This is a genomic window from Desulfobaculum sp. SPO524, from assembly GCF_044987625.1.
Classification (GTDB): Bacteria; Desulfobacterota; Desulfovibrionia; order Desulfovibrionales; family Desulfovibrionaceae; genus Desulfobaculum.
Genome location: NZ_JBJDSB010000001.1, coordinates 958,169 through 978,144, shown reverse-complemented (window position 1 = coordinate 978,144; position 19,976 = coordinate 958,169). Strand labels below are relative to the sequence as shown.

Here is a 19,976-nt window from a genome sequence, read left to right as displayed (position 1 = left end):
GGGGTGGATGCGCTGGGCGGGGCCGCCGTGTGATGGATGCGAATATCGGGTAGAATGGGGCGGGGGACCACCCGCCAATGCAGAACTTCAAGACCGCAGCACTCGCGGAGGACAGCATGAGCAGCATATCGGTACGGCAGCACGGCAAATGGATGCCTGCGGACATACAGACCCCAATCAGCCTTTTCCTCGGGTTGGTGGGGCAGCGGCAGGGCATCCTGCTGGAGAGCGCGCAGGTGGACGGCCGCCACGGGCGCTACAGCATTGTGGCGTGGAATTTTGCCCTGCGTCTGTCCTGCGACGGCGGCAAGCTGAAAATTGGCGTGCGTGACCCGCGCTTTGAGCCGCTGCGCGAGCTGGCGGACATGCCCTACATGGACGGCGTACGCGAGGCCATGCGCCGCATTGAAATCACGCCGGAGGAGGGCTTTGAGGACCTGCCAGCCATCACGCGCGGGCTGGTGGGCTACTTCGGCTACGGCGCGGCGGGCATGTTTGAGCCCAAGCTCGCCGAGGTCCTGCACCCCGAGGACGCCGAGGCCTGCCTTGTCCTGCCCGGCAACGTGGCGATTTTTGACCACCTGCGCAGCCGCCTGTGCTTGCTGACGCTGAATCCTGGCGTGAAGCCGCAGGTGGATATGAAGGCCGTGGCCCGCGCCGCCGTGAATCCGGACATCGGCGAAACCAGCGTGCACCCCGGCAAGCGCGACTATATGCGCAGTGTGGAGCGCACCATAGACCTCATCAAACAGGGCGAATGCATCCAGACGGTGCTGTCCACGCGCTTTTCCGCGCCGTTTTCGGGCGACGCCTTTGTGCTGTACCGCCGCCTGCGGCAGGTGAACCCTTCGCCGTATCTCTTCTTTATGCGGTTGCCGGGCATTGAACTGTTTGGCTCGTCGCCGGAACTGCTGGTGCGGTGCGACGACGGGGAGCTTACCACCTGTCCCATCGCCGGAACGCGGAAGCGCGGGGCGACGCCCGCCGAGGACGCTGCGCTGGCCGAAGAGCTTCTTGCCGACCCCAAGGAGCGCGCCGAGCACGTGATGCTGGTGGACCTTGGCCGCAACGACCTTGGCCGCATCGCCACGGCCGGGAGCGTGAGCGTGGATTCCTTCATGCAGGTGGAGCGCTTTTCCCACGTGATGCACCTGACCTCGTATGTGAGCGCGCGCCTTCGCGAGGGGCTGGACGCCCTCGACGTGTTGGCGTCGGCATTTCCGGCGGGCACGGTCTCCGGCGCGCCCAAGGTGCGGGCCATGGAAATCATCGCGGACATGGAGCCGCAAGCGCGCGGACCGTACGCCGGTGCCATCGGCTGGGTTGGCCTCGACAAGGGGCGTGTGGACATGGACACGGGCATCACCATCCGCAGCATGTGGGTGCGCGACGGCACCCTGCATTGGCAGGCCGGGGCGGGCATCGTGTTCGATTCCGACCCGGAGCGCGAATGGGAGGAGTGCGCCAACAAGGCGCGCGTATTGGGAGAGATACTCAAAGGACGCGGAGGCGGCGATGTTCTTGCTGATTGATAACTACGATTCCTTCACCTTCAATCTGGTGCAGGCGTTCCAGCGGCTGGGGCGTGCGCCCCTTGTCCTGAAGAACGACGACCCCCACGTCCTTGAACTGGCGGACAGCGGCGAGGTGACCAGTGTGTGCCTGTCGCCGGGGCCGAGTTGCCCTGCCAATGCCGGGCTGTGCCTTGAATTCCTCGGGCGTCTTGACCCGTCAGTGCCGGTGCTTGGGGTGTGCCTTGGGCATCAGGTGCTGGGCGAGTTTGCCGGCGCGCCTGTGGTGCAGGCAGGGCGCATCATGCACGGCAAGGTGTCGGACATTACCCACGACGGCCAAGGGCTGTTTGCGGATATGCCAAGTCCGGTGACGGTCGGCCGCTACCACTCCCTGATTGTGGATGTGGAAAACGCCTCGGAAGAGGCCAAACGGCGGCTGGTGGTCACCGCGCGCACGGAGATGGGCGAGGTTATGGGCATCCGCTATGTGGACAGGCCGTGGGTGGGCGTGCAGTTCCATCCCGAATCCATGCTCACTCCGGAAGGGCTGGCGCTGCTGGCGCGGTTTCCCGAGGGGCTTGTCAACACACAGCACGCGGCGCGCGCCGGTGCGTAACGAACGTTATTCGCAGAAGGAAGGGAAATATGACAGGGATGCACATGGCCGAAGTGTTGGAACTTCTGGCGTTTCATAAGGATTTGCCGCAAGAGATGGCCGAGGAGAGCTTCCGCCGCCTGATGGATGGCAGCATGACGCCGGCGCAGGCCGGGTCGTTCCTCATGGGCCTCAAGACCAAGGGCGAGACGTCCCTTGAGCTGACGGCGGCGGTGCGCGCGGCCCTTGAGCAGGCGCGGCTGGTGCCGGGGCTGACCGGCAAGCGCATCGACACCTGCGGCACGGGCGGCGACGGGCAGTGCAGTTTCAACTGCTCCACGGCGGTGGCGCTGACCCTCGCGGGCATGGGGTACGACGTGGTCAAGCACGGCAACCGTTCCGTCTCCAGCACCTGCGGCAGCGCTGACGCGCTGGAGGCCCTTGGGCTGTCGCTGACCACGGAGCCGGACGCCGTGGCCGGGGAGCTTGCGGAGCGGCATTTCGCCTTTCTGTTTGCGCCGGGCTACCATCCGGCGTTCAAGCATGTGATGCCGGTGCGCAAGGAAATTGGCTGCCGCACGCTCTTTAACCTGCTGGGCCCGCTGCTGAACCCCGCGCGGCCGACGCATCAACTGCTGGGTGTGGCCATGCCGGAATTTGTGCTGCGGATGGCGACGGTGCTGGCGAATACCGGCGTGACGCGCGCGGCGGTGGTGCACGGCGCTGGCGGGTTTGATGAACTCACCCCCTTTGGCGTGAATGATATTGTGCAGGTGCGCGACGGCTGGCTGCGCGAGGAGCGCCTTGACCCGCGCGACCTTGGCTTTGCCCTGCATGCGCCCGAGGCCGTGGCCGTACGCGGGCGCGAGGAAGCCGTGGACGCCCTGCGCGAGGTGCTGGCCGGTCGCGGTCCCATCGCCATGCGCGAGATGACGGCGCTGAATCTGGGCATGTGCCTGTTCCTGCTGGAGGACGACTACACCCTCAGCGAGGCCATGGACACCGCGCGTGAGGCGCTGGCGTCCGGGGCCGGGGAGACGTTGATCAATGCTTGAGCGGTTTGCCAATGCCAAGGCGGCGGAGATAGCCGCCCTTGAGGACATGCAGGCGCGCGGCGCATTGCCCGCGCCCTATGCCGGGCCGCGTCCGCCCTTTGTGGAGCGTCTTGTCCAGCACGGTCCGGGGGCGATTATTGCTGAATACAAGCGCGCCTCTCCCAGCCGGGGAGACATTGCCCCGCACCTGCGCGCGCGGGATGTGGCCGATGCCTACGCCCGTGGCGGCGCGGCGGCCATGTCCGTGCTGACGGAGGCCGACCACTTCCGTGGCAAGCTGGAGTTTTTGGGCGAGGCCTGCGCCAGCGGACTGCCGCTCCTGCGCAAGGACTTCATCCTGCATCCCCTGCAACTGGTGCAGACGGCGGCCACGCCCGCGTCCGCCGTATTGCTCATTGCGCGGATGGTGGATGTTGACCGGCTGGCGGAACTCTTGACCCTGTGCCGCGACCTGCGCCTGACGCCCGTGACCGAGGTCTTTGACGCGGACGACCTTGCCCGCGCCCGCACCGCAGGCGCGCGCCTTATTCAGGTGAATAACCGCGACCTGGACACCTTGGACGTGGACGTGCAAACCTCCCGCACGCTCATTGAGCGCAAGCAGTCCGGCGAGTTGTGGGTTAGCGCCAGCGGCATCACCACCCATGCGCAGGTCAGCGAGCTGGCCGGGCTGGGGTATGACGCCGTTTTGGTGGGCACCTTCCTTATGGAGGGCGGCGACCCGGCGGGCGCGCTGCGGCGGCTGACCACGGGGGGCGCATCATGAGCGGCGCGCGCTTTCGGGTGAAGGTCTGCGGCATGACGCGGCAGGCGGACGCCGACATGTGCATCCGTCATGGCGCGGGTATGTTGGGCTTTATTTTCCATCCGGCAAGCCCCCGTAATATCGCCCCGGAGGACGCGGCGGCCATCCGCACGCCGGGCGTGGTGCGCGTTGGCGTGTTTGTCTCGCAGGGCGTAGGCGAAGTGCAAGACATCATGGCCCGCGCCGGGCTGGATATTGCCCAACTGGCCGGAGACCACGACCGCGCGGCGTGCATGGCCATTGGGCCGCAGCGCGTTATGCGCGTGTTCCGCCCGGAGGTCCATGCTCGCCGCGCCGGGCTGGAGGCGGAGCTTGCCGCCTTTGATGGCGCCATGGCCCTTGCCTTGCTGGACGCCGGAATCGCCGGCGGCGGCCATGGCCGGACCCTTGATTTTGCGGGGTTGGCCGGATTGCGCAGTCCAACGCCGTGGCTCCTTGCCGGGGGGCTGTCGCCCCAGACGCTGCCCGCGGCGCTGGAGCAGTGCGCGCCGGACGGCGTTGACCTCAATTCCGGCGTGGAGTCCGCGCCCGGACGCAAGGACGAGGTCCTTGTGGGGCAGGCGCTGGCGCTCCTGCGCGGCGCGTAAACCGTTTGTGACAACGACAACGAGAAGAACACTCAATCCTCCGCCGTGTGGCGGAGTTGGAGGCCACAGAGATATGCAGAAAGGATACTACGGAGCCTTCGGCGGTCAGTTTGTGCCGGAGCTCCTCATGCCCCCGCTGGAGGAACTTGAGGAGGCCATGGCGCGCATTGTCCGGTCCCGCAATTTTTTGACGGACTATGCCCAACTGCTTTCGGACTATGTGGGCCGCGCCACGCCGCTGACCCTGTGCCGCACCCTGTCGCAGGAGGTGGGCTTCAATATCTGGCTCAAGCGTGAGGACCTCGCCCACACCGGCGCGCATAAAATCAACAACACCATGGGGCAGGCGCTGCTCGCCAAGCACATGGGCAAGCCCATCCTGCTGGCGGAGACCGGCGCGGGGCAGCACGGCGTGGCGACGGCCACGGCGGCGGCCGCCCTCGGCCTTGAATGCGTTGTGTACATGGGCGCCACGGACGTGGAGCGGCAGGCGCACAACGTGCGGCGCATGGAGCTGCTCGGCGCGGAGGTGCGCCCGGTGCACTCCGGCACCAAAACCCTCAAGGACGCCACCAACGCCGCCCTGCGCCACTGGATTGCGGAGCAGGGGACCACGCACTACTGCCTTGGCTCCGTTGTTGGGCCGCACCCCTTCCCGGAGCTGGTGCGCGACTTTCAGACCGTGATCGGGCACGAGACGCGCCAGCAGAGCGTGGAGAAATTCGGCGGTTTGCCGGACGCCATTGTCGCCTGTGTGGGCGGCGGCTCCAACGCCATCGGCATCTTCCATCCCTTTCTTGAGGACCGCGAGGTGCGCCTTGTGGGCGTCGAGGCCGCGGGCGAGGGCACGCCGGACTGCTACCATTCCGCCAGCATCACCAAGGGCACCGAAGGCGTGCTGCATGGGGCCAAGAGCCGCCTGCTTCAGACGCCGGACGGCCAGATTATGCCCTCGCACTCTGTTGCGCCGGGGCTGGACTATCCGGGCGTTGGGCCGGAGCACGTGCATCTGGAGACCTCGGGCCGTGCGGAATACGTGAGCGTGACCGACGATCAGGCCCTTGGCGCCTTCCGCGCCCTGTGCCGCAAGGAAGGCATCATCCCCGCCCTGGAATCCTCCCACGCGCTGGCGTACGTGCTGGAGAACATCGATGTATTTGAGCCAGGCAGCAATGTGGTGGTGAACCTTTCCGGACGCGGCGACAAGGACCTTGGCATCATCGCGGAACTGGACCTCTAAGACGCAACAGCATGCAGGCGGCACTGGCCGCCGTGGAGAATGATATGGCTGCATCGAATTTGACGAGTCGCATACGGCAGGCAAACGAGGCGGGGCGCAAGGGCCTCATCGCGTATCTTCCGGCAGGGTTTCCCAGCCTTGAGGCATTCTTTGACATCCTCAAGGAACTGAGCACGGCCGGAGCGGATGTTATTGAAATTGGCGTGCCCTTTTCCGACCCCGTGGCCGATGGCCCGGTGGTGGAGCAGGCCGCGCTGGAATGCATTGAACGCGGCGTGACGCTGGAGTGGATTTTGCGTGAGCTGCCAAAGCACCGCGCGGACATTGACGCCGCGGTCCTGCTTATGGGCTACACCAATCCCTTTTACCAGTACGGCTACGAGCGCCTCGCCGCCGATGCGTCGGCCGCCGGTGTGGACGGCTTCATCGTGCCGGACCTGCCCTTTGAGGAAGCCGGAGACCTGCTGCATGCCCTCAAGGACACAGACGCCGAACTGGTGCCGCTTATTGGCCTGAATACCTCGGCGGAGCGCATGGCGCTGTACACCAAAGGCTTTGGCGGATTCTGCTACGTGGTGAGCGTGCTTGGCGTCACCGGCGGGCAGGTGGACGTGCAGGCGCTGGTTGGCGAGAAGCTGGCCGAGGCCAAGGCGTGCTTTGACATCCCCGTGGCGCTGGGCTTCGGCATTAAGGAGCCGTCCCAGCTTGCGGGCGTGGGCGAGCATCTGGACGCTGTGGTCTTTGGCAGCGCCCTGATTACCCACCTGCGCGAAGGCGGCACGGCCAGCGAATTCATGGCCGCGTGGACCGCCTAGACGCGCTGTTTCGGTCCGCCGCGGCGGGGCTTCCTCAGGAGGCCCCGCGGGGCGGGCCGCTATCCGACAAGGGCGGTGTACACATCGCCCCACAGAATGACGAGGATGGCCGCAAGACACAGAAACGGGCCGTAGGGCAGGGCGGATTCGCGCTTGTCCCCGTCGCCGCGCGCGGCGATAAAGCCCACAATGCCGGCGGTTGCCGCGCTGATGATGATAACGGGCGGCAGCATGGACAGCCCGGTCAGCGCGCCGATGAGGAAGATGAGATACACGTCCCCCTCGCCCATCCCCTGCACGCCGCGAACGCGCGTGTACACGGCGTTCACCGTCCAGAAAAGCCCCGCGCCGACAACAGCCCCCAGCATGGAGTCCACAAGGTCCACGCCAAGCACCGTTGGCGCAAGGCCCAGCGCGGCCAGCGAGCCGATGAGCATGGGCCGCAGGGGCAGGGTGTAGGTCTCAAGGTCAATGAAGCTGATAACGATAAACAGCCCGCTAAAGGCCATATACGCCGCCCACTTGGGGCCGGGGCCAAAGGTGATGGCAAGGGCCAGGGCGAGTAGGGCGCTCAGCCCCTCCACAAGGGGATAGCGCGCGCTGATGTGGCAGCGGCACGAGCGGCACTTGCCCAGTAAAAGGGCGTAGCTGAGTAGGGGAATATTTTCCCACCACGCAAGGAAATGCCCGCATTGTGGGCACTTGGAGCGCGGCGGATTGGCAACGGATTCGCCGGAGATGGTTCTGTGGATGCACACGTTGTAAAAACTGCCGAGGCAAAGCCCCAGCACAAGGGAAAGGCCGTGGAATGCGGCTGTATATTGCGTCATGGTGCGTTTTCCATGTGGCGGCAAGGGTTGATGGGGCTTCGGAATTGGGGCATTGTTCCCCGGTCCGGAAGCGTGATGTGCAATCAGTAATGAATTTCAAGGGTTCGGACAAGGCGCTGGCGCCATCTTCCGGACATCTACAGCGTTAAGGAGCCGCAAGGTCAATGCAAAGCAGCACTCGTTTTCTCCCACACTACACGCCGGAAGAGCTGGCGACCATACAGTTGGATGGCCTGAAATGGACCGTGCGCCACGCGGCAACAGGCAGTGACGCCTACGCCGCAAAATTCCGCGACGCGGGAATCCGCCCGGAGGACATCCGCAGTCTGGACGATTTGCGGCATCTGCCGTGTACCAGCGTGGAGGACCTGCGCGACGGGTACCCGTTCCCGCTGCTTTCCGTGCCGGAGCGCAACGTGGTGCGCATGCATGCGTCCAGTGGCACCACCGGCAAACGCAAGGTGCTGACCTATACCCAGAAGGATGTCAACGACTGGATGGAGATGATGGCCCGCTGTTATGAGCTGGCCGGACTCACCGAGCTTGATCGCATCCAGATTTGCGCCGGGTATGGCCTGTGGACCGCCGGGGCGGGCTTCCAGCTGGGAGCCGAGCATTTTGGCGCCATGGCTGTCCCCGTTGGTCCGGGCAACATGAACATGCAGCTCCAACTGCTGGTGGACATGGGCGTCACCTGCATGTGCTCCACGGCCAGCATGGCCCTGCTGATGGGCGAGGAAGTGGAAAAGCACGGCCTGCGCGACTCCCTGCGCCTTCGGACCTGTATCTTCGGCTCCGAGACGCATACCCCCAAGATGCGCCAGCGCTTTACGGAACTCTTGGGCATTGAGGACAGCTTTGACATCTCGGGCATGACGGAGCTTTACGGTCCCGGCGCGGGGCTGGAGTGCGCCGCACACGACGGCATCCACTACTGGGCGGACATGTACATTGTGGAAATCCTCGACCCGGAAACGCTGGAGCCTGTCCAGCCCGGCGAGGTGGGCGAGATGGTGGTCACCACCCTGCGCAAGGAGGCCGCGCCGCTCATCCGCTACCGCACGCACGACCTGACGCGCCTCATCCCCGGCGAGTGCTCCTGTGGCCTTGCTCTGCCGCGGCATGACAAGATTATGGGCCGCAGTGATGATATGATCATCTTCCGCGGCGTAAATATTTATCCCGGCCAGATTGCCGCGGTCCTTGGCGACTTTGACGGCATCTCCTCGGAGTATCAGGTGACGCTGGCCCGCCGCGACGGGCGCGACTTTATGACCGTTGCCGTGGAGCGCGCCAAGGGCGCCCACAGTGGCGGCGACGAAGCCCTCGCCACCGCCGTGGGGCAGGAGCTGCACCGCCAGCTTATGGCCCGCGCGGCCGTGCAGGTGGTGGACCATGGCGCGTTACCGCGCTCCTTCGGCAAGACCCGCCGCGTCATTGACGACCGCGAAAACGGCTGCGCCGCCGAGTAGGGCGCGTCGCGCTCTGCCACGCTGCGAAGTGGAATACACAGCGCCGGACGGTCCCCTATGGACTGTCCGGCGCTGTTGCGTGCTAGGTGAAAAAGCCGATGATGTACTTGGCCGCGGTCCCGGCCAGCACCAGGCAGAGCATGGCCTTGATGAGGCGCGCGGGGATGAACTTTTGGCAGCGCGCGCCAAGCCACATGCCCACCGCGCCGCCAAGGCCGAAGGACAGCCCAAGGCCCCAGTCCGGGGCAATGCTTTGCGCGGGATGCAGCACCGCCAGCAGTTGGTAGAAGGCCACCCCGGCCACGGAGGTGACAAAGGTACCCATGAGCGCCGGGCCGGCCACCACATAGACGGGAATGCCAAGGACGGAGACGAAAAACGGCGCAATGATGGCGCCGCCACCAATGCCGTAGATGCCGCCGATGATGCCCACCACAAAGGTGAGCGCCATAAGGGCGGGCGTTTTGACGGTGAAGGTGTCGCCGTTGAAGGCGAAGCGGACGGTGGTCAGAGAGCCGGGCAGGGGGGTGACGCGCCCGGTGGGCCCGCGCCGCGCGGCGCTGTGAAAGCGCGCCTCGGCGGAGTCCTTTGGCCGCGCGAGTACGTCGCGCAGCAGGCGCACGCCAATGTAGAGGAGCACCACGCCGACAAAGAGCTTAAAGTGCCGCGGGTCCGGCAGCCATGTGACGCGGATGACCGCGCCGATGAGCACGCCGGGCAGTGTGCCCGCCACCACTGCCCATGTCAGCGGCCACAGCATGCGCCCTTCGCGCATATAGCGCAGCACGCCGCTGGGGATGGCAACGATGTTGAAGAGCTGGTTGGTGGCGCTGACCGAGGGCGTGGTGTAGCCCAGCACCGTCATTTGAAAGGGCAGCAGGAGAAACGCGCCGGACAGTCCGCCCATGGAGGTGAAAAAGGAGATGACGCACGCCGTGAGCGGCGGAATCCAGAAGGCGACGTCTATTCCGGCAACGGGAAAGTGCATGGCGGGCTCCTGTGCGCGGTTTGGGGTGCTGCGTATGGAGTGTCACGCGTGGCGTGATGGGCGTCAAGTGCGGCGAGATGGCGCGGCAAAAAGGAATATCCCCGTAAACGGGCCGGGCGCTTTGCGGGGAAGTATGCTAGTGTAGCGCCGTTATCAACGCGCCGGAGGAGGGTGGTATGCAGTATGTCTGCAAGGCCACAAGCCACGAGGACCACAGCACAAGCTTGGGCCTTGTGCTGTGGTCCTCGTAGAAAATTCTGCTTGACCGCCGCCCGGAAAGTCGAGACATCCGGCTCGGCGCAGCTGACTAGTGGTGGTCTTTGTTCTGGCGGATGCGGTACAACGCAGTACCCACAATCAACGCCATGTACATGAAGATCAACGGCACGCCGACCCAGCCCTGGGGGGTGCTGTGATATGCATTCTGCATGAGCTCAAACAGGGTTTCCATGGTGCTCCTCCTCGTTGGCTTTTGAAGACCTCAAATTGAATGAAAACCCGAAAATGTCAAGTCGTTTGCACGCGAAAAAGGATATATGAGCGAAAAAATTCACAAAGGCGATATGCTGGAATGCACTGTTGATGCGTTGGCTTTTGGCGGGCGTGGTGTAGCGCGGGCTGATGGACTGGTCTATTTTATCGACGGTGCATTGCCCGGACAGCGTGTGAAAGCCAAAGTTACGTCGGTCAAGAAGCGTTTTGCCGAGGCCGAGGCCGTCTCCCTTGTGGAAAGCGGCCCGGATGATGTGCCCCCGTTTTGCCCCCATTACGGCAAGTGTGGCGGCTGTGACGTGCAGGATCTGTCCTACCCCGCACAGTTGGAGTGGAAGCGCCGCTTTGTGGTGGACAGCCTGTCACGCATTGGCGGGGCTGAGGCGCCGCAGGTGGCGCAGACCGCCCCCTCGCCGCAGGAGCAGCACTACCGCAACAAGATGGAATTCGCCTTTGTTGGCGGCGGCAGTGAGCGCAGTCTCTCCCTTGGTCTGCACAAACGCGGCTCCACGGACTCCATCGTGAATGTGGAGCACTGCGCCCTGCAGTCGCCGTTTGCCATGGACGTGGTGGCCGCCGCGCGCGAATTTTGCCGCGAGTCCGCCGTGCCCGCCTACAATCCCGTCACCCGCAAGGGCCTGTGGCGCTTCCTTGTGGTGCGCGAGGCGCGCGGCACAGGGCAGTGTATGGTCCATTGCATTACCGCCCCCGGCGCAGGCGGCGGCGTGGTGCGCGCCCTTGGCGCCATGCTTATGGAGCGCTTCCCCCAGCTCACGACCTTTGTGCACTCCACCCGCAAGGCCACCAGCGCCATCGCCTTTGGCGAGGAGCAGACCGCCGTCCTCGGGCCCGGATACATTGAGGAAACGGTCCTTGGCCTGACGTACCGCATTTCCCCGGATTCGTTCTTCCAGACCAATACCGCCGCGGCGGAGGTGTTGTATTCCACGGCGCGGGACTTTGCCGGGCTGACCGGCGGCGAGACCGTGTGGGACCTGTATTGCGGCTCCGGCGGCATTTCGCTGGTTATGGCGCAGCAGGCCGGGCTTGTGGTAGGCTTTGAGAACGTGGACTCCGCCGTGGAGGACGCCCGCGCCAATGCCGAGCGAAACGGCGTGAGCAACTGCGAGTTTGTGGCGGGCGACGTGCGCGGACGCATCAGCCGCCGCAAGGAGCGTCCGGACGTGGTGGTCGCCGACCCGCCGCGCAAGGGGATGCACAAGGACGTGGTGCAGGCCATTCTTGAGGCCGCGCCCCGGCGCATTGTATACGTGTCCTGCAACCCCACAACGCTGGCGCGCGACATCGGCATCCTGAGCGAGCGCTACACCCTGCGGCAGACGTGCCCGGTGGACCTCTTCCCCCACAGCGCCCATGTGGAGTGCGTTGCACTTCTTGAGTTGAAATAATGGACAATCCACTGTATGTGGAAACTGAATTTCGTCATGTAAGGAGTGAGCTATGGACTTTTTCTGGTTCTTTCTCGGTTTGGTGATGGTGGGGCTATGCATGTTCTACATCAAGCAGTCCTGGAAAAACGGCGAGTAGACCGCACGCCGGAGCATTTTTCAAAAGGTCCGCCGGAATCCCGGCGGGCCTTTTGACGTTCTGGGGCCGGCGGGGCATGCTGGTGGCGCCTGCGCCACAGGGCAGAGGCGCACGGCGCGGCCGCCACATCTGGCGCGCCTGCGCAAAGACGGACAGGAGGACGACCATGCTGCTGTGTTTTTTGGGCGATTCCCTTGTGAACGGCACCCGCGACCCGCAGTGCCTCGGCTGGGCAGGGCGACTGTGCGCCCCCATCATTGCGGCGGGGCTGGACCTCACCTGCTATAACCTTGGCGTGCGGCGTGACGCCAGCGCGCAGGTGCTGGCCCGGTGGCGCAGCGAGGTGGAGCGCCGCCACATTGACGGCTTGCAGACCCGTCTTGTCTTTTCCTTTGGCACCGGAGACATGGCCATGCCCGGCGGCGCGCCCCGCGCCACAGTGGACGAGGCCGCCGAGAATACCCGCCGCCTGCTGGAGGACGCCCGCGATTATAAGGTGCTCTTCATCGGCCCGCCTCCGGTGGCGGACGCCGCCCACACGGCCCGAAACCGCGAGCTGTCCAACAGACTGGGCACGGTGTGCGCCACCTGCGGTGTGCCGTATTTTGACCTGATGGGGCATATTGGCCTGTCCCAAGGCTATATTGAGGACGTGAAAGCCTCCGACGGCATCCATCCGCGCGCCGTGGGCTATGGCATCCTAGCCGACTGCATTGGTGAGTGGCCCGCATGGCGGGAGTGGTTCGCCTGATGCGCCGCACTTTTGCATGATGCAGGAATTGGTGCTTGACAGGGCTGTGCGCTTGCGGGTAACCACAAAGCCATGCAAAAGAATCACACCATCGCACCCAGCTTTATTTCTTGGTGGTGGCTCTGGAAACAGAGCCGCGTGTGATGCTATTGCGATAAAGACGACATCAAAAAGACCATACATCAACCGCGGCAGTGCAACTGGCCGCGGTTTTTTTGTGTCCCCCTCCCGGCCAGCACACTGCCCGCGAAAGGAAGGAGAACTCCTCATGACGACCATGCTCCCCAACGCGGACGGATTTTTCGGTGAACACGGCGGCCGCTTCCTCCCGGACGAAGTAATCCGTGTTGTTGACGAACTGGCCGAAGCCTACGACTCCGTCAAAAATACCCAAGAATTTCAGGACGACTTCAAGCGCCTACTCAAGCACTTCTCCGGCCGTCCGACGCCCCTGTACGCCTGCGCTAACCTGACCAAAAAGCTCGGCGGCGCGCGCATTTACCTGAAGCGTGAAGACCTGAACCATCTTGGCGCGCACAAGGTGAACAACACCATCGGCCAGATTCTGCTGGCCAAGCACATGGGCAAAAAGAAAATCATCGCCGAGACCGGCGCAGGGCAGCATGGCGTGGCCTCCGCAGCCACCGCCGCGCTCATGGGCATGGAATGTACCATCTACATGGGCGCAGAGGACATCGAGCGCCAGAAGCTCAACGTCTTCCGCATGGAGATGATGGGGGCCAAGGTCGTGCCTGCCATGACCGGCCAGCGCACCCTCAAGGAAGCCGTGGACGAAGCCATTGCCGCATGGGTTGCCGACGCGGGCGAAAGCTTCTACCTGCTCGGTTCCGCTGTTGGTCCGCATCCCTATCCCGCCATGGTGCGCGACTTCCAGTCCATCATCGGCACCGAAGCCCGCAAGCAGATTCTGGAGATGGAAGGCCGCCTGCCCGATTACCTCGTGGCCTGTGTTGGCGGCGGCTCCAACGCCATTGGCATGTTCCATCCGTTTATTGAGGATGAAGGCGTGAACATGGTGGGTGTGGAACCCGCCGGACGCGGCATGACCCCCGGCGACCACGCCGCGACCCTGACCTGCGGCACCCCCGGCGTGCTGCATGGCTTTACGTCCTACCTGCTGCAGGACGAGAAGGGCGAGCCCGCGTCCGTGTACTCCATCTCCGCCGGGCTGGACTATCCGGGCGTTGGCCCTGAGCACAGCTTCCTTAAGGATGCCGGCCGCGCCAGCTATTGCGCCGCCAGTGACGAGGAAGCCGTGAAGGCCTTCTTTGCCCTGTCCCGCACCGAGGGCATCATCCCCGCGCTGGAGTCCTCCCACGCCCTTGCCGAGGCCATGAAGATGGCCCCCACCCTTGGCGAGGATAAAATCATCATCGTGAATCTGTCTGGCCGCGGCGATAAGGACGTGGCGCAGATTGAGCAGATGCTTTCCGACGGACGCATCACCGCCGATTAGCCCCCTCCATACTCCTTCCGTATGTTCTTACGGCCCGTCTGCCACTGGCAGGCGGGCCGTTTTTCGTGCGCTGGCAACAAAAGCGGCAAATGCGCATGCTGCTGGTGCAATGGCGCTGTATATATGCTATATCCTTGATGGATTGCGAAATATGTTTGGATTACGGTGCAATTCGCCCTTTGGGCAAAAAAGTTTCAAAGAGGGGTTGACGGAGAGTCTAATTGCTAATAGGAATTATTCTCAACAAAGGTACAACGCCTCAACACGTAAAAAGAACCAAGGAGTATAGACATGGAAAACAGGATCCCCCTTCTTGGCGAGAAGTTCCCGGAGATGAAGGTCGTCACCACGCAGGGTGAGAAGAACCTCCCCGGCGATTATAAGGGCAAGTGGTTCGTCCTCTTCAGCCACCCGGCTGACTTCACTCCGGTGTGCACCACCGAGTTTGTGGCCTTCCAGAAGCGCATCGAACAGTTCAACAAGCTCAATTGCGAACTGATTGGCCTGTCCATCGACCAAGTGTTCTCGCACATCAAATGGGTGGAGTGGATTGGCGAAAAAATCGGCGAGGAAATCACCTTCCCCGTCATCGCCGACGACCGCGGCAAAGTTGCCGAGACCCTCGGCATGCTGCACCCCGGCAAAGGCTCCAACACCGTGCGCGCCGTGTTCGTGATTGACCCCGAAGGGCATCTGCGCCTGATGCTCTACTACCCGCAGGAAGTCGGCCGCAACATGGACGAGATTCTGCGCGCAGTAGAAGCCCTGCAGACCTCCGACGCCAACGGCGTAGCCATTCCCGCAGGCTGGCCCAAAAACGAGCTTATCGGCAGCCGCGTTATCGTGCCCCCGGCGCAGGACCATGAAGCCGCCAAAAAGCGTCTGTCCGAATACGATGGATACGATTGGTGGTTCTGCCACAAAGAACTGTAGTTCTCTCTCGACTGGATGGAGTCCGTACCATCCGGCCTCATAGCCCCTCGCTTCCCGCCCCGCAGATTCTTCCCACTGCGGGGCGGGCTTGCGTTTGGGGCCAGGAAATCAGACCGGGGCCGCCTTGCGGCGCTCGGCGGCGGTGTGGGCGAGGTCTTTGGTCACCAGCAGGCGGATGGTGCGCTCGTTGTCGTCGTTCATGAAGAGTTCGATAAGCGCGTGCTCCTCCAGCATATGCAGGGCTTTGTCCACGCTTTCCTTGTTGACGTTGAAGGTCACGGCCAGCGAATTCAGCGTGTCCAGATAGTTCATCTCCGTCACGCCCGCGCCGCCCAGCATGCCCAGCACGTTGCAGATGCCGATGAACAGGTTCGGCACGCGCAGGGATTTGGTGGTGGCCGTCTTCAGGCGGTGGACCAGCACGTTAACCAAGGTGGAAATCATCACCGGCGACTGCTGCAGGAATTCTTCAAAGTCGTATTTTTTAATTTCAATGACTTTGGAGTCCTCCAGCGCCACGGCTGTTGCGGTGCGTTTTTCATCGTCCAGCAGGATGGCCATTTCGCCGAACATGGACGGCGGGCGCAGGTGGGCAAAGACCTTCTTTTTGCCGTCCATAATTTTGGATATTTCCACCAGCCCCTCTTTGAGCAGATACGCCGTATCGCCCCGGGACCCTTCGGAAAAGATCACAGCATATTTCAGGAAGTTCTTTACCAAAAAAGACGCGCGCGATTTCGCCGCCATGGTCGCATCCTCCCGTTGCAGGCCGCCGCCCTTGGCGGCATGGATGGGTCGTCACTTCACCATACGACCTTTGCGGAAATGCGACAACGTCAGGCTGAGAATGGGCGGGCGAAAAGTCCCGCGGCAGAGGGGGAGATGTCGGTTGGGGCTGTGGGCCGGTGCGGTGCGATGTGCAGCCATGGCCCCGTACGGCGAGGGAAAGCCGCGGTTCGTCGCGCGCAGGGTGTGGAAAGCCAGTGGGTTAGTCGCGTCCGGCCAAGATGCCACCCTCGCGCAGCAGGCGCATGGTGCGGCGGGGGCCGCCCGTATCGCCAAAGCGGCGGCGCAGGCGCATCAGGTCGTCCACGGTGTCAATGTCGTCCAGCGTCGGCAGGATTTTGAGGGACGCGCTGGCGAGGGTAAAGGCCGCGCGCGTCATGCGGAAGACTTCGGGCGTGCTCCAGCGGATGCCCCGGAAAACCTGCGGCACAAAGCCCGTCTGCGTCATAGCGATGAGCGAGTAGCCGCCGTCCGAGCTTGGGGCAATGGCCGCGTCGTGCATCGTCAACGCGGCTTTGGCCTCGTGGATAAGGGTTGGCGTCAGGTGCGGCGCGTCGCTGCCCGTGAGCACCGCGCCCTTGGCGCCGCCTTCAAAGGCGTCCAAGAAGGCATGCATCATGCGCTCGCCAAGGTCGGCCCCGCGCTGGGCGGTGTAGGCCACATCCGGCCCCAGCCAGCCCCGGTAGTCCTCCAAGGGCGCGCTGGGGACGCACACCGCCGTCACCGGAAGCCCCGAGGCCAGCAGCGCGTCGCGCTGGTCGCGGGCAAAGGCGCTGTACAACAGCGCCGCCGCGCTGTTGCCAAGGTGCCGCCCAAGGCGGTTTTTCACCTCGCCGGCACGGGGGAGTTTTACGAACAGGAGGGCCGTTGTTGCATCATGCATTGTGGGTGTCCTTACTGGCGTTGGGGCGGTACCAGCCCGCCAGCCGCGCGGCCGGAACGCCGCAGTGGTACAGCAGGCGGATGCACCAGTTGCGCAGTGTGCACCGCACCAGCCCCTCCTTGCGCCAACGCCGGGATGACGTCGTCACCCGGTCCGGCAGGATGGTGACGCGCAGACCCAGCTTGCGGGCGCGGGTCATGATGTCGAGGTCCTCCATCAGGGGTAGGGGCGCATAGCCACCAAGCCGCTCAAAAGCCGTGCGCGTAAAGAATTGCGCTTGATCACCGTATGGCGCGCGCGTCAGCCGCGAGCGCAGGTTTGCCGTGGCCGCAATAATTCGCAGCCCTAGGGACTGTGCATCAAAGCCAAGGGAAAACGCTCCCGCCTCAGCGCCGTCCTCGACGGCGCGCAGGAGATTGTCAAAGGCCTGCGGCGGCAGTGTGGTATCCGCATGCAGGAAAAGGATAATGTCAGTAGTAGATACTTCTGCGCCCGCATTCATTTGCGAGGCGCGTCCGGCAGGGGCGGTGAGCGCTTTCAATGCTTTATGCCGCAGGGCTTTTAGGGTATCAGCAGAGGCTGCACCGTCGACGACGATAATCTCGACATGCCGTGGACCGGCCAATTTCCGGACGTTGCTCACGAGGGTGTTGATGCGTTTCTGCTCATGCAGAACGGGGATAATGACAGCGACCGAGGCGCCGTTTCGTGGTGTGGAATGCTCCATGATGTAGCCTTGTTAGGTCCTGTCATAGCCGGACTCTGGCTGGCTGTAAATGTGGATGCGGGCCGCTCATGGTTCGTAAAAGGATGGAAAGGGTCATGATGTGGCTCCAGCAGCCCCTTATCGGGCGCGATGATGTCGATGCGCTTTTGCGCGGTGAAGAAGTGCTCCGCCTCGTTATAACCGACGGCGGCGCTCCCCGCGTTTTGCCCGTCAGCTATGGCTACGACGGCGTGTGCCTCTATTGCCATTGCGGCGGCGACGTGCGCGACGTGGAGGCCCTGCTCCGCAATCCCCACATTTGTTTTGAAGTGGACGCCGTCTGCCCCGGAGCGCCGACCGCCGACAGCGAGTTGCCGCCGTGCCCCGGCATTATGGGCGAAGGCGTCGCCACCATCCTCACCGACCCCGCACAAAAACGCGCCGCCCTCGTCATCATCGTCGGACAGCGCGGCCTCGTCGCCGGAGTGCAAGAATTTCCAGCTCCCAGCGTGGAGCGTACCACCGTCATCCGCATCGACATCGAACGGATGACTTGCAAGCAGAATGGATGGAAGAACCAATGAACAGTGATACCCGCGCGCGGCTTCTGATTTCCTGCCCCGACAGGCCGGGAATCGTTTCCGCAGTCAGCAGCTTTCTCTACTCCCACGGCGTCAATATTACCGAACTGGCCCAGCACTCCACCGACCCCGAAGGTGGCGACTTTTTCATGCGTTTGGAGTTTCAGACCCCGCACATGGATGTTTCCGCCCCCGTGCTCGAACAGGCCTTCTCCGACGTCGTCGGCGACCGCTTCGATATGAACTGGCGCCTCAGTTACGCCAGCCCGCGGCCCAAGACCGCTATCCTCGTCTCCAAGTTCGACCACGCGCTGCTCGAACTCTTGTGGATGTGGAAGCGCGGCAAGCTCGCCACCGATATCTCCATGGTCATCAGCAATCACGATGACCTGCGCTCCGCCGTGGAAGCCTTCGGCATTCCCTTCCATCACGTGTCCGTCACCAAGGACAACAAGGATGAAGCCGAACAGCAGATTCTGGACCTCATGGAAGGACAGGCCGACCTCGTCGTCCTCGCCCGCTACATGCAGATTCTCTCCCAGCGTTTCGTGGAGCACTACCCGAACCGCATCATCAACATTCACCACTCCTTCCTGCCCGCCTTCGCCGGCGCCGACCCCTACAGGCAGGCCTATGACAAGGGCGTGAAAGTCATCGGCGCCACCGCCCACTACGTCGTCCCCGAACTGGACGCCGGACCCATCATCGAGCAGGACGTCGCCTCCGTCTCCCATCGCCAAAGCGTGGAAGACCTCAAAGACCTCGGCCGCGACCTCGAACGCCAAGTGCTCGCCCGCGCCGTGAAGTGGCATCTTGAAGACCGTATTCTTCTTTACGGCAACAAGACCGTCGTTTTTAAATAACCACCCGCCACCCCGTGCCGACCTCGGCGCGGAATGGTGCTTTTTCGGCCCAGTGCGCAAGCGCTGGGCTTTTTTTTATGGAGCGTGCGGAGAAGGGGAGAGGGGAGGAAGATGTGCCTCCGGCGGGTTAAGGACTACCGTCCTTAACAATCCTGCGTGCGCACATGCCGGGTGCGCGTGGAGAGGACAGTCGTCACCCCTGACGGCTCTCGTCCGTGGAGATGGGAAGAGTTTTTTGGGGGGCTTTGGCGTTGTGTGAAGGGCGGTGAGAATCCCTGTTGGGGACTTAGGTGTTTGTAGGATCGGGTAAAGTGCGTGTGAGTTTTTCAATTAAAGTTATCTTTGTTGCACGATAAAAGATTTCACGTTCACTGGGAAAGAATTTGAAATCAGGAGAACTTTGTTCTTTCAATTCGGAAGGCTTTGTCGATGCCCTCGTTTTTTGGAATATTTGACCACTTGAAAGGTGCCAATTCGCTTCATAGCCATAACGTGCGTCAGTAAAGTTTTTTTGGAATTCGCGAAGGGCGTTTATAAAATTAAAAGTTTGATTGAACTCATTTGCTGCAATTTCATTGGCATGCTTCAATAATACGTTTTGGGTCTTTCCGTTTAATGATTTGAAGAGATTGTAGAATGAGTGAGAGTTGTTGGGGTATTTTTGTTTCTTTTCCACAAGGTAGAGTGCCTTGAGGGATATTTCTAGCGCAGTTAAAGACAACATGTTTGAGGAATTACCCGTGTCCTCGAATATTTCTTCGGATAACAGCTTAGAACCGTTTTGATATTGTTCAGCCTCACGGAGCATGATCTGTGCTTGAAATGGAATATCCTTAATGTCAGGCAATTGTCCCTTTCGTTTGTTAGTCATCGGCTTTTATGTCCCTGTGTTGTCGCGAATTTTGGGCGTTGTATTTTCTGGAGCGGCTTCCGCTCCAGAAAATCCTAAGGATTGTTAAGGAAATTATTTCCTTAACCCGCCGGGGGCAAAAAAAGTGGCGCCCTCCAATAAAAAACCTCCGCACAAGCGAAGGTTGGGGGGTGTCCGCCCCGTC

At 62.7% G+C, this 19,976-nt stretch carries 21 protein-coding genes; 14 read left to right on the top strand and 7 right to left on the bottom strand.

Going from position 1 to position 19,976, the window contains the following annotated elements:
• Positions 1 to 116 precede the first annotated feature (116 nt).
• From ACI3L3_RS04085 to trpA, 7 genes are all read left to right on the top strand, one after another.
• Positions 117 to 1,532 (top strand): anthranilate synthase component I family protein, encoded by a 1,416-nt coding sequence (locus ACI3L3_RS04085; RefSeq protein WP_404843819.1) that lies wholly within the window; start codon positions 117 to 119, stop codon positions 1,530 to 1,532.
• Positions 1,516 to 2,130 (top strand): anthranilate synthase component II, encoded by a 615-nt coding sequence (locus ACI3L3_RS04080; RefSeq protein WP_404843818.1) that lies wholly within the window; start codon positions 1,516 to 1,518, stop codon positions 2,128 to 2,130. Before ACI3L3_RS04085 ends, ACI3L3_RS04080 begins: the two co-directional genes overlap by 17 nt.
• A gap of 38 nt (positions 2,131 to 2,168) precedes the next feature.
• A complete protein-coding gene (gene trpD / locus ACI3L3_RS04075) occupies positions 2,169 to 3,164 on the top strand; it encodes an anthranilate phosphoribosyltransferase (protein WP_404844117.1) in 996 nt (331 codons plus the stop codon).
• The gene (locus ACI3L3_RS04070; protein ID WP_404843817.1) at positions 3,157 to 3,930 is read left to right on the top strand and encodes an indole-3-glycerol-phosphate synthase; all 774 of its coding nucleotides are present in this window, start codon (positions 3,157 to 3,159) and stop codon (positions 3,928 to 3,930) included. The genes trpD and ACI3L3_RS04070 overlap by 8 nt, the downstream gene beginning before the upstream one ends.
• Positions 3,927 to 4,556, top strand: coding sequence for a phosphoribosylanthranilate isomerase (locus tag ACI3L3_RS04065; protein WP_404843816.1), 630 nt, complete (start codon positions 3,927 to 3,929; stop codon positions 4,554 to 4,556). Before ACI3L3_RS04070 ends, ACI3L3_RS04065 begins: the two co-directional genes overlap by 4 nt.
• Before the next feature lie 73 nt (positions 4,557 to 4,629).
• A complete protein-coding gene (gene trpB / locus ACI3L3_RS04060; RefSeq protein ID WP_404843815.1) occupies positions 4,630 to 5,796 on the top strand; it encodes a tryptophan synthase subunit beta in 1,167 nt (388 codons plus the stop codon).
• Between the two features lie 44 nt (positions 5,797 to 5,840).
• Positions 5,841 to 6,611 carry a tryptophan synthase subunit alpha gene (gene trpA / locus ACI3L3_RS04055; protein WP_404843814.1) on the top strand — a complete coding sequence of 257 codons (771 nt, stop codon included), beginning with the start codon at positions 5,841 to 5,843 and terminating at the stop codon, positions 6,609 to 6,611.
• A gap of 59 nt (positions 6,612 to 6,670) precedes the next feature.
• Here trpA and ACI3L3_RS04050 read toward each other — a convergent pair whose 3' ends face one another.
• The gene (locus ACI3L3_RS04050; RefSeq protein WP_404843813.1) at positions 6,671 to 7,441 is read right to left on the bottom strand and encodes a prepilin peptidase; all 771 of its coding nucleotides are present in this window, start codon (positions 7,439 to 7,441) and stop codon (positions 6,671 to 6,673) included.
• Between the two features lie 164 nt (positions 7,442 to 7,605).
• Here ACI3L3_RS04050 and ACI3L3_RS04045 point away from each other — a divergent pair, with 164 nt between their 5' ends.
• Positions 7,606 to 8,913, top strand: coding sequence for a phenylacetate--CoA ligase family protein (locus ACI3L3_RS04045; protein ID WP_404843812.1), 1,308 nt, complete (start codon positions 7,606 to 7,608; stop codon positions 8,911 to 8,913).
• Positions 8,914 to 8,995: 82 nt separating this feature from the next.
• Here the strand turns inward: ACI3L3_RS04045 and ACI3L3_RS04040 are convergent, their stop codons facing one another.
• Positions 8,996 to 9,901 (bottom strand): sulfite exporter TauE/SafE family protein, encoded by a 906-nt coding sequence (locus ACI3L3_RS04040; protein WP_404843811.1) that lies wholly within the window; start codon positions 9,899 to 9,901, stop codon positions 8,996 to 8,998.
• A 307-nt stretch (positions 9,902 to 10,208) separates the two neighbouring features.
• On the bottom strand, positions 10,209 to 10,352 hold the full coding sequence (locus ACI3L3_RS04035; RefSeq protein ID WP_404843810.1) for a hypothetical protein: 144 nt from the start codon (positions 10,350 to 10,352) through the stop codon (positions 10,209 to 10,211).
• Positions 10,353 to 10,437: 85 nt separating this feature from the next.
• Between ACI3L3_RS04035 and rlmD the strand changes: the two genes are divergently transcribed.
• The 4 genes from rlmD to ACI3L3_RS04015 all read left to right on the top strand — a co-directional run bounded on the left by rlmD (position 10,438) and on the right by ACI3L3_RS04015 (position 15,102).
• Positions 10,438 to 11,802: a 23S rRNA (uracil(1939)-C(5))-methyltransferase RlmD gene (rlmD, locus tag ACI3L3_RS04030; protein WP_404843809.1), complete on the top strand. Its 1,365-nt coding sequence runs from the start codon at positions 10,438 to 10,440 to the stop codon at positions 11,800 to 11,802.
• Between the two features lie 305 nt (positions 11,803 to 12,107).
• Positions 12,108 to 12,692, top strand: a complete 585-nt coding sequence (locus ACI3L3_RS04025; protein ID WP_404843808.1) for a GDSL-type esterase/lipase family protein — start codon at positions 12,108 to 12,110, stop codon at positions 12,690 to 12,692.
• A gap of 268 nt (positions 12,693 to 12,960) precedes the next feature.
• Positions 12,961 to 14,169 (top strand): tryptophan synthase subunit beta, encoded by a 1,209-nt coding sequence (gene trpB, locus ACI3L3_RS04020; protein WP_404843807.1) that lies wholly within the window; start codon positions 12,961 to 12,963, stop codon positions 14,167 to 14,169.
• A gap of 291 nt (positions 14,170 to 14,460) precedes the next feature.
• Positions 14,461 to 15,102, top strand: a complete 642-nt coding sequence (locus tag ACI3L3_RS04015; RefSeq protein WP_404843806.1) for a peroxiredoxin — start codon at positions 14,461 to 14,463, stop codon at positions 15,100 to 15,102.
• 108 nt (positions 15,103 to 15,210) lie between these two features.
• Here the strand turns inward: ACI3L3_RS04015 and ACI3L3_RS04010 are convergent, their stop codons facing one another.
• The 3 genes from ACI3L3_RS04010 to ACI3L3_RS04000 all read right to left on the bottom strand — a co-directional run bounded on the left by ACI3L3_RS04010 (position 15,211) and on the right by ACI3L3_RS04000 (position 17,498).
• Positions 15,211 to 15,849: a cyclic nucleotide-binding domain-containing protein gene (locus ACI3L3_RS04010; RefSeq protein WP_404843805.1), complete on the bottom strand. Its 639-nt coding sequence runs from the start codon at positions 15,847 to 15,849 to the stop codon at positions 15,211 to 15,213.
• A 241-nt stretch (positions 15,850 to 16,090) separates the two neighbouring features.
• Entirely contained in the window at positions 16,091 to 16,771 is a 681-nt protein-coding gene (locus tag ACI3L3_RS04005) for a TIGR04282 family arsenosugar biosynthesis glycosyltransferase (protein ID WP_404843804.1), read from the bottom strand.
• Positions 16,764 to 17,498: a TIGR04283 family arsenosugar biosynthesis glycosyltransferase gene (locus tag ACI3L3_RS04000; RefSeq protein WP_404843803.1), complete on the bottom strand. Its 735-nt coding sequence runs from the start codon at positions 17,496 to 17,498 to the stop codon at positions 16,764 to 16,766. Before ACI3L3_RS04000 ends, ACI3L3_RS04005 begins: the two co-directional genes overlap by 8 nt.
• A 95-nt stretch (positions 17,499 to 17,593) precedes the next feature.
• On the opposite strand from ACI3L3_RS04000, the gene ACI3L3_RS03995 reads away from it, so the two are divergent.
• Positions 17,594 to 18,061 (top strand): pyridoxamine 5'-phosphate oxidase family protein, encoded by a 468-nt coding sequence (locus ACI3L3_RS03995; RefSeq protein WP_404843802.1) that lies wholly within the window; start codon positions 17,594 to 17,596, stop codon positions 18,059 to 18,061.
• A complete protein-coding gene (purU, locus tag ACI3L3_RS03990) occupies positions 18,058 to 18,921 on the top strand; it encodes a formyltetrahydrofolate deformylase (protein ID WP_404843801.1) in 864 nt (287 codons plus the stop codon). Before ACI3L3_RS03995 ends, purU begins: the two co-directional genes overlap by 4 nt.
• 286 nt (positions 18,922 to 19,207) lie before the next feature.
• Here the strand turns inward: purU and ACI3L3_RS03985 are convergent, their stop codons facing one another.
• Positions 19,208 to 19,792, bottom strand: a complete 585-nt coding sequence (locus ACI3L3_RS03985) for a hypothetical protein (RefSeq protein WP_404843800.1) — start codon at positions 19,790 to 19,792, stop codon at positions 19,208 to 19,210.
• Positions 19,793 to 19,976: the final 184 nt, after the last annotated feature.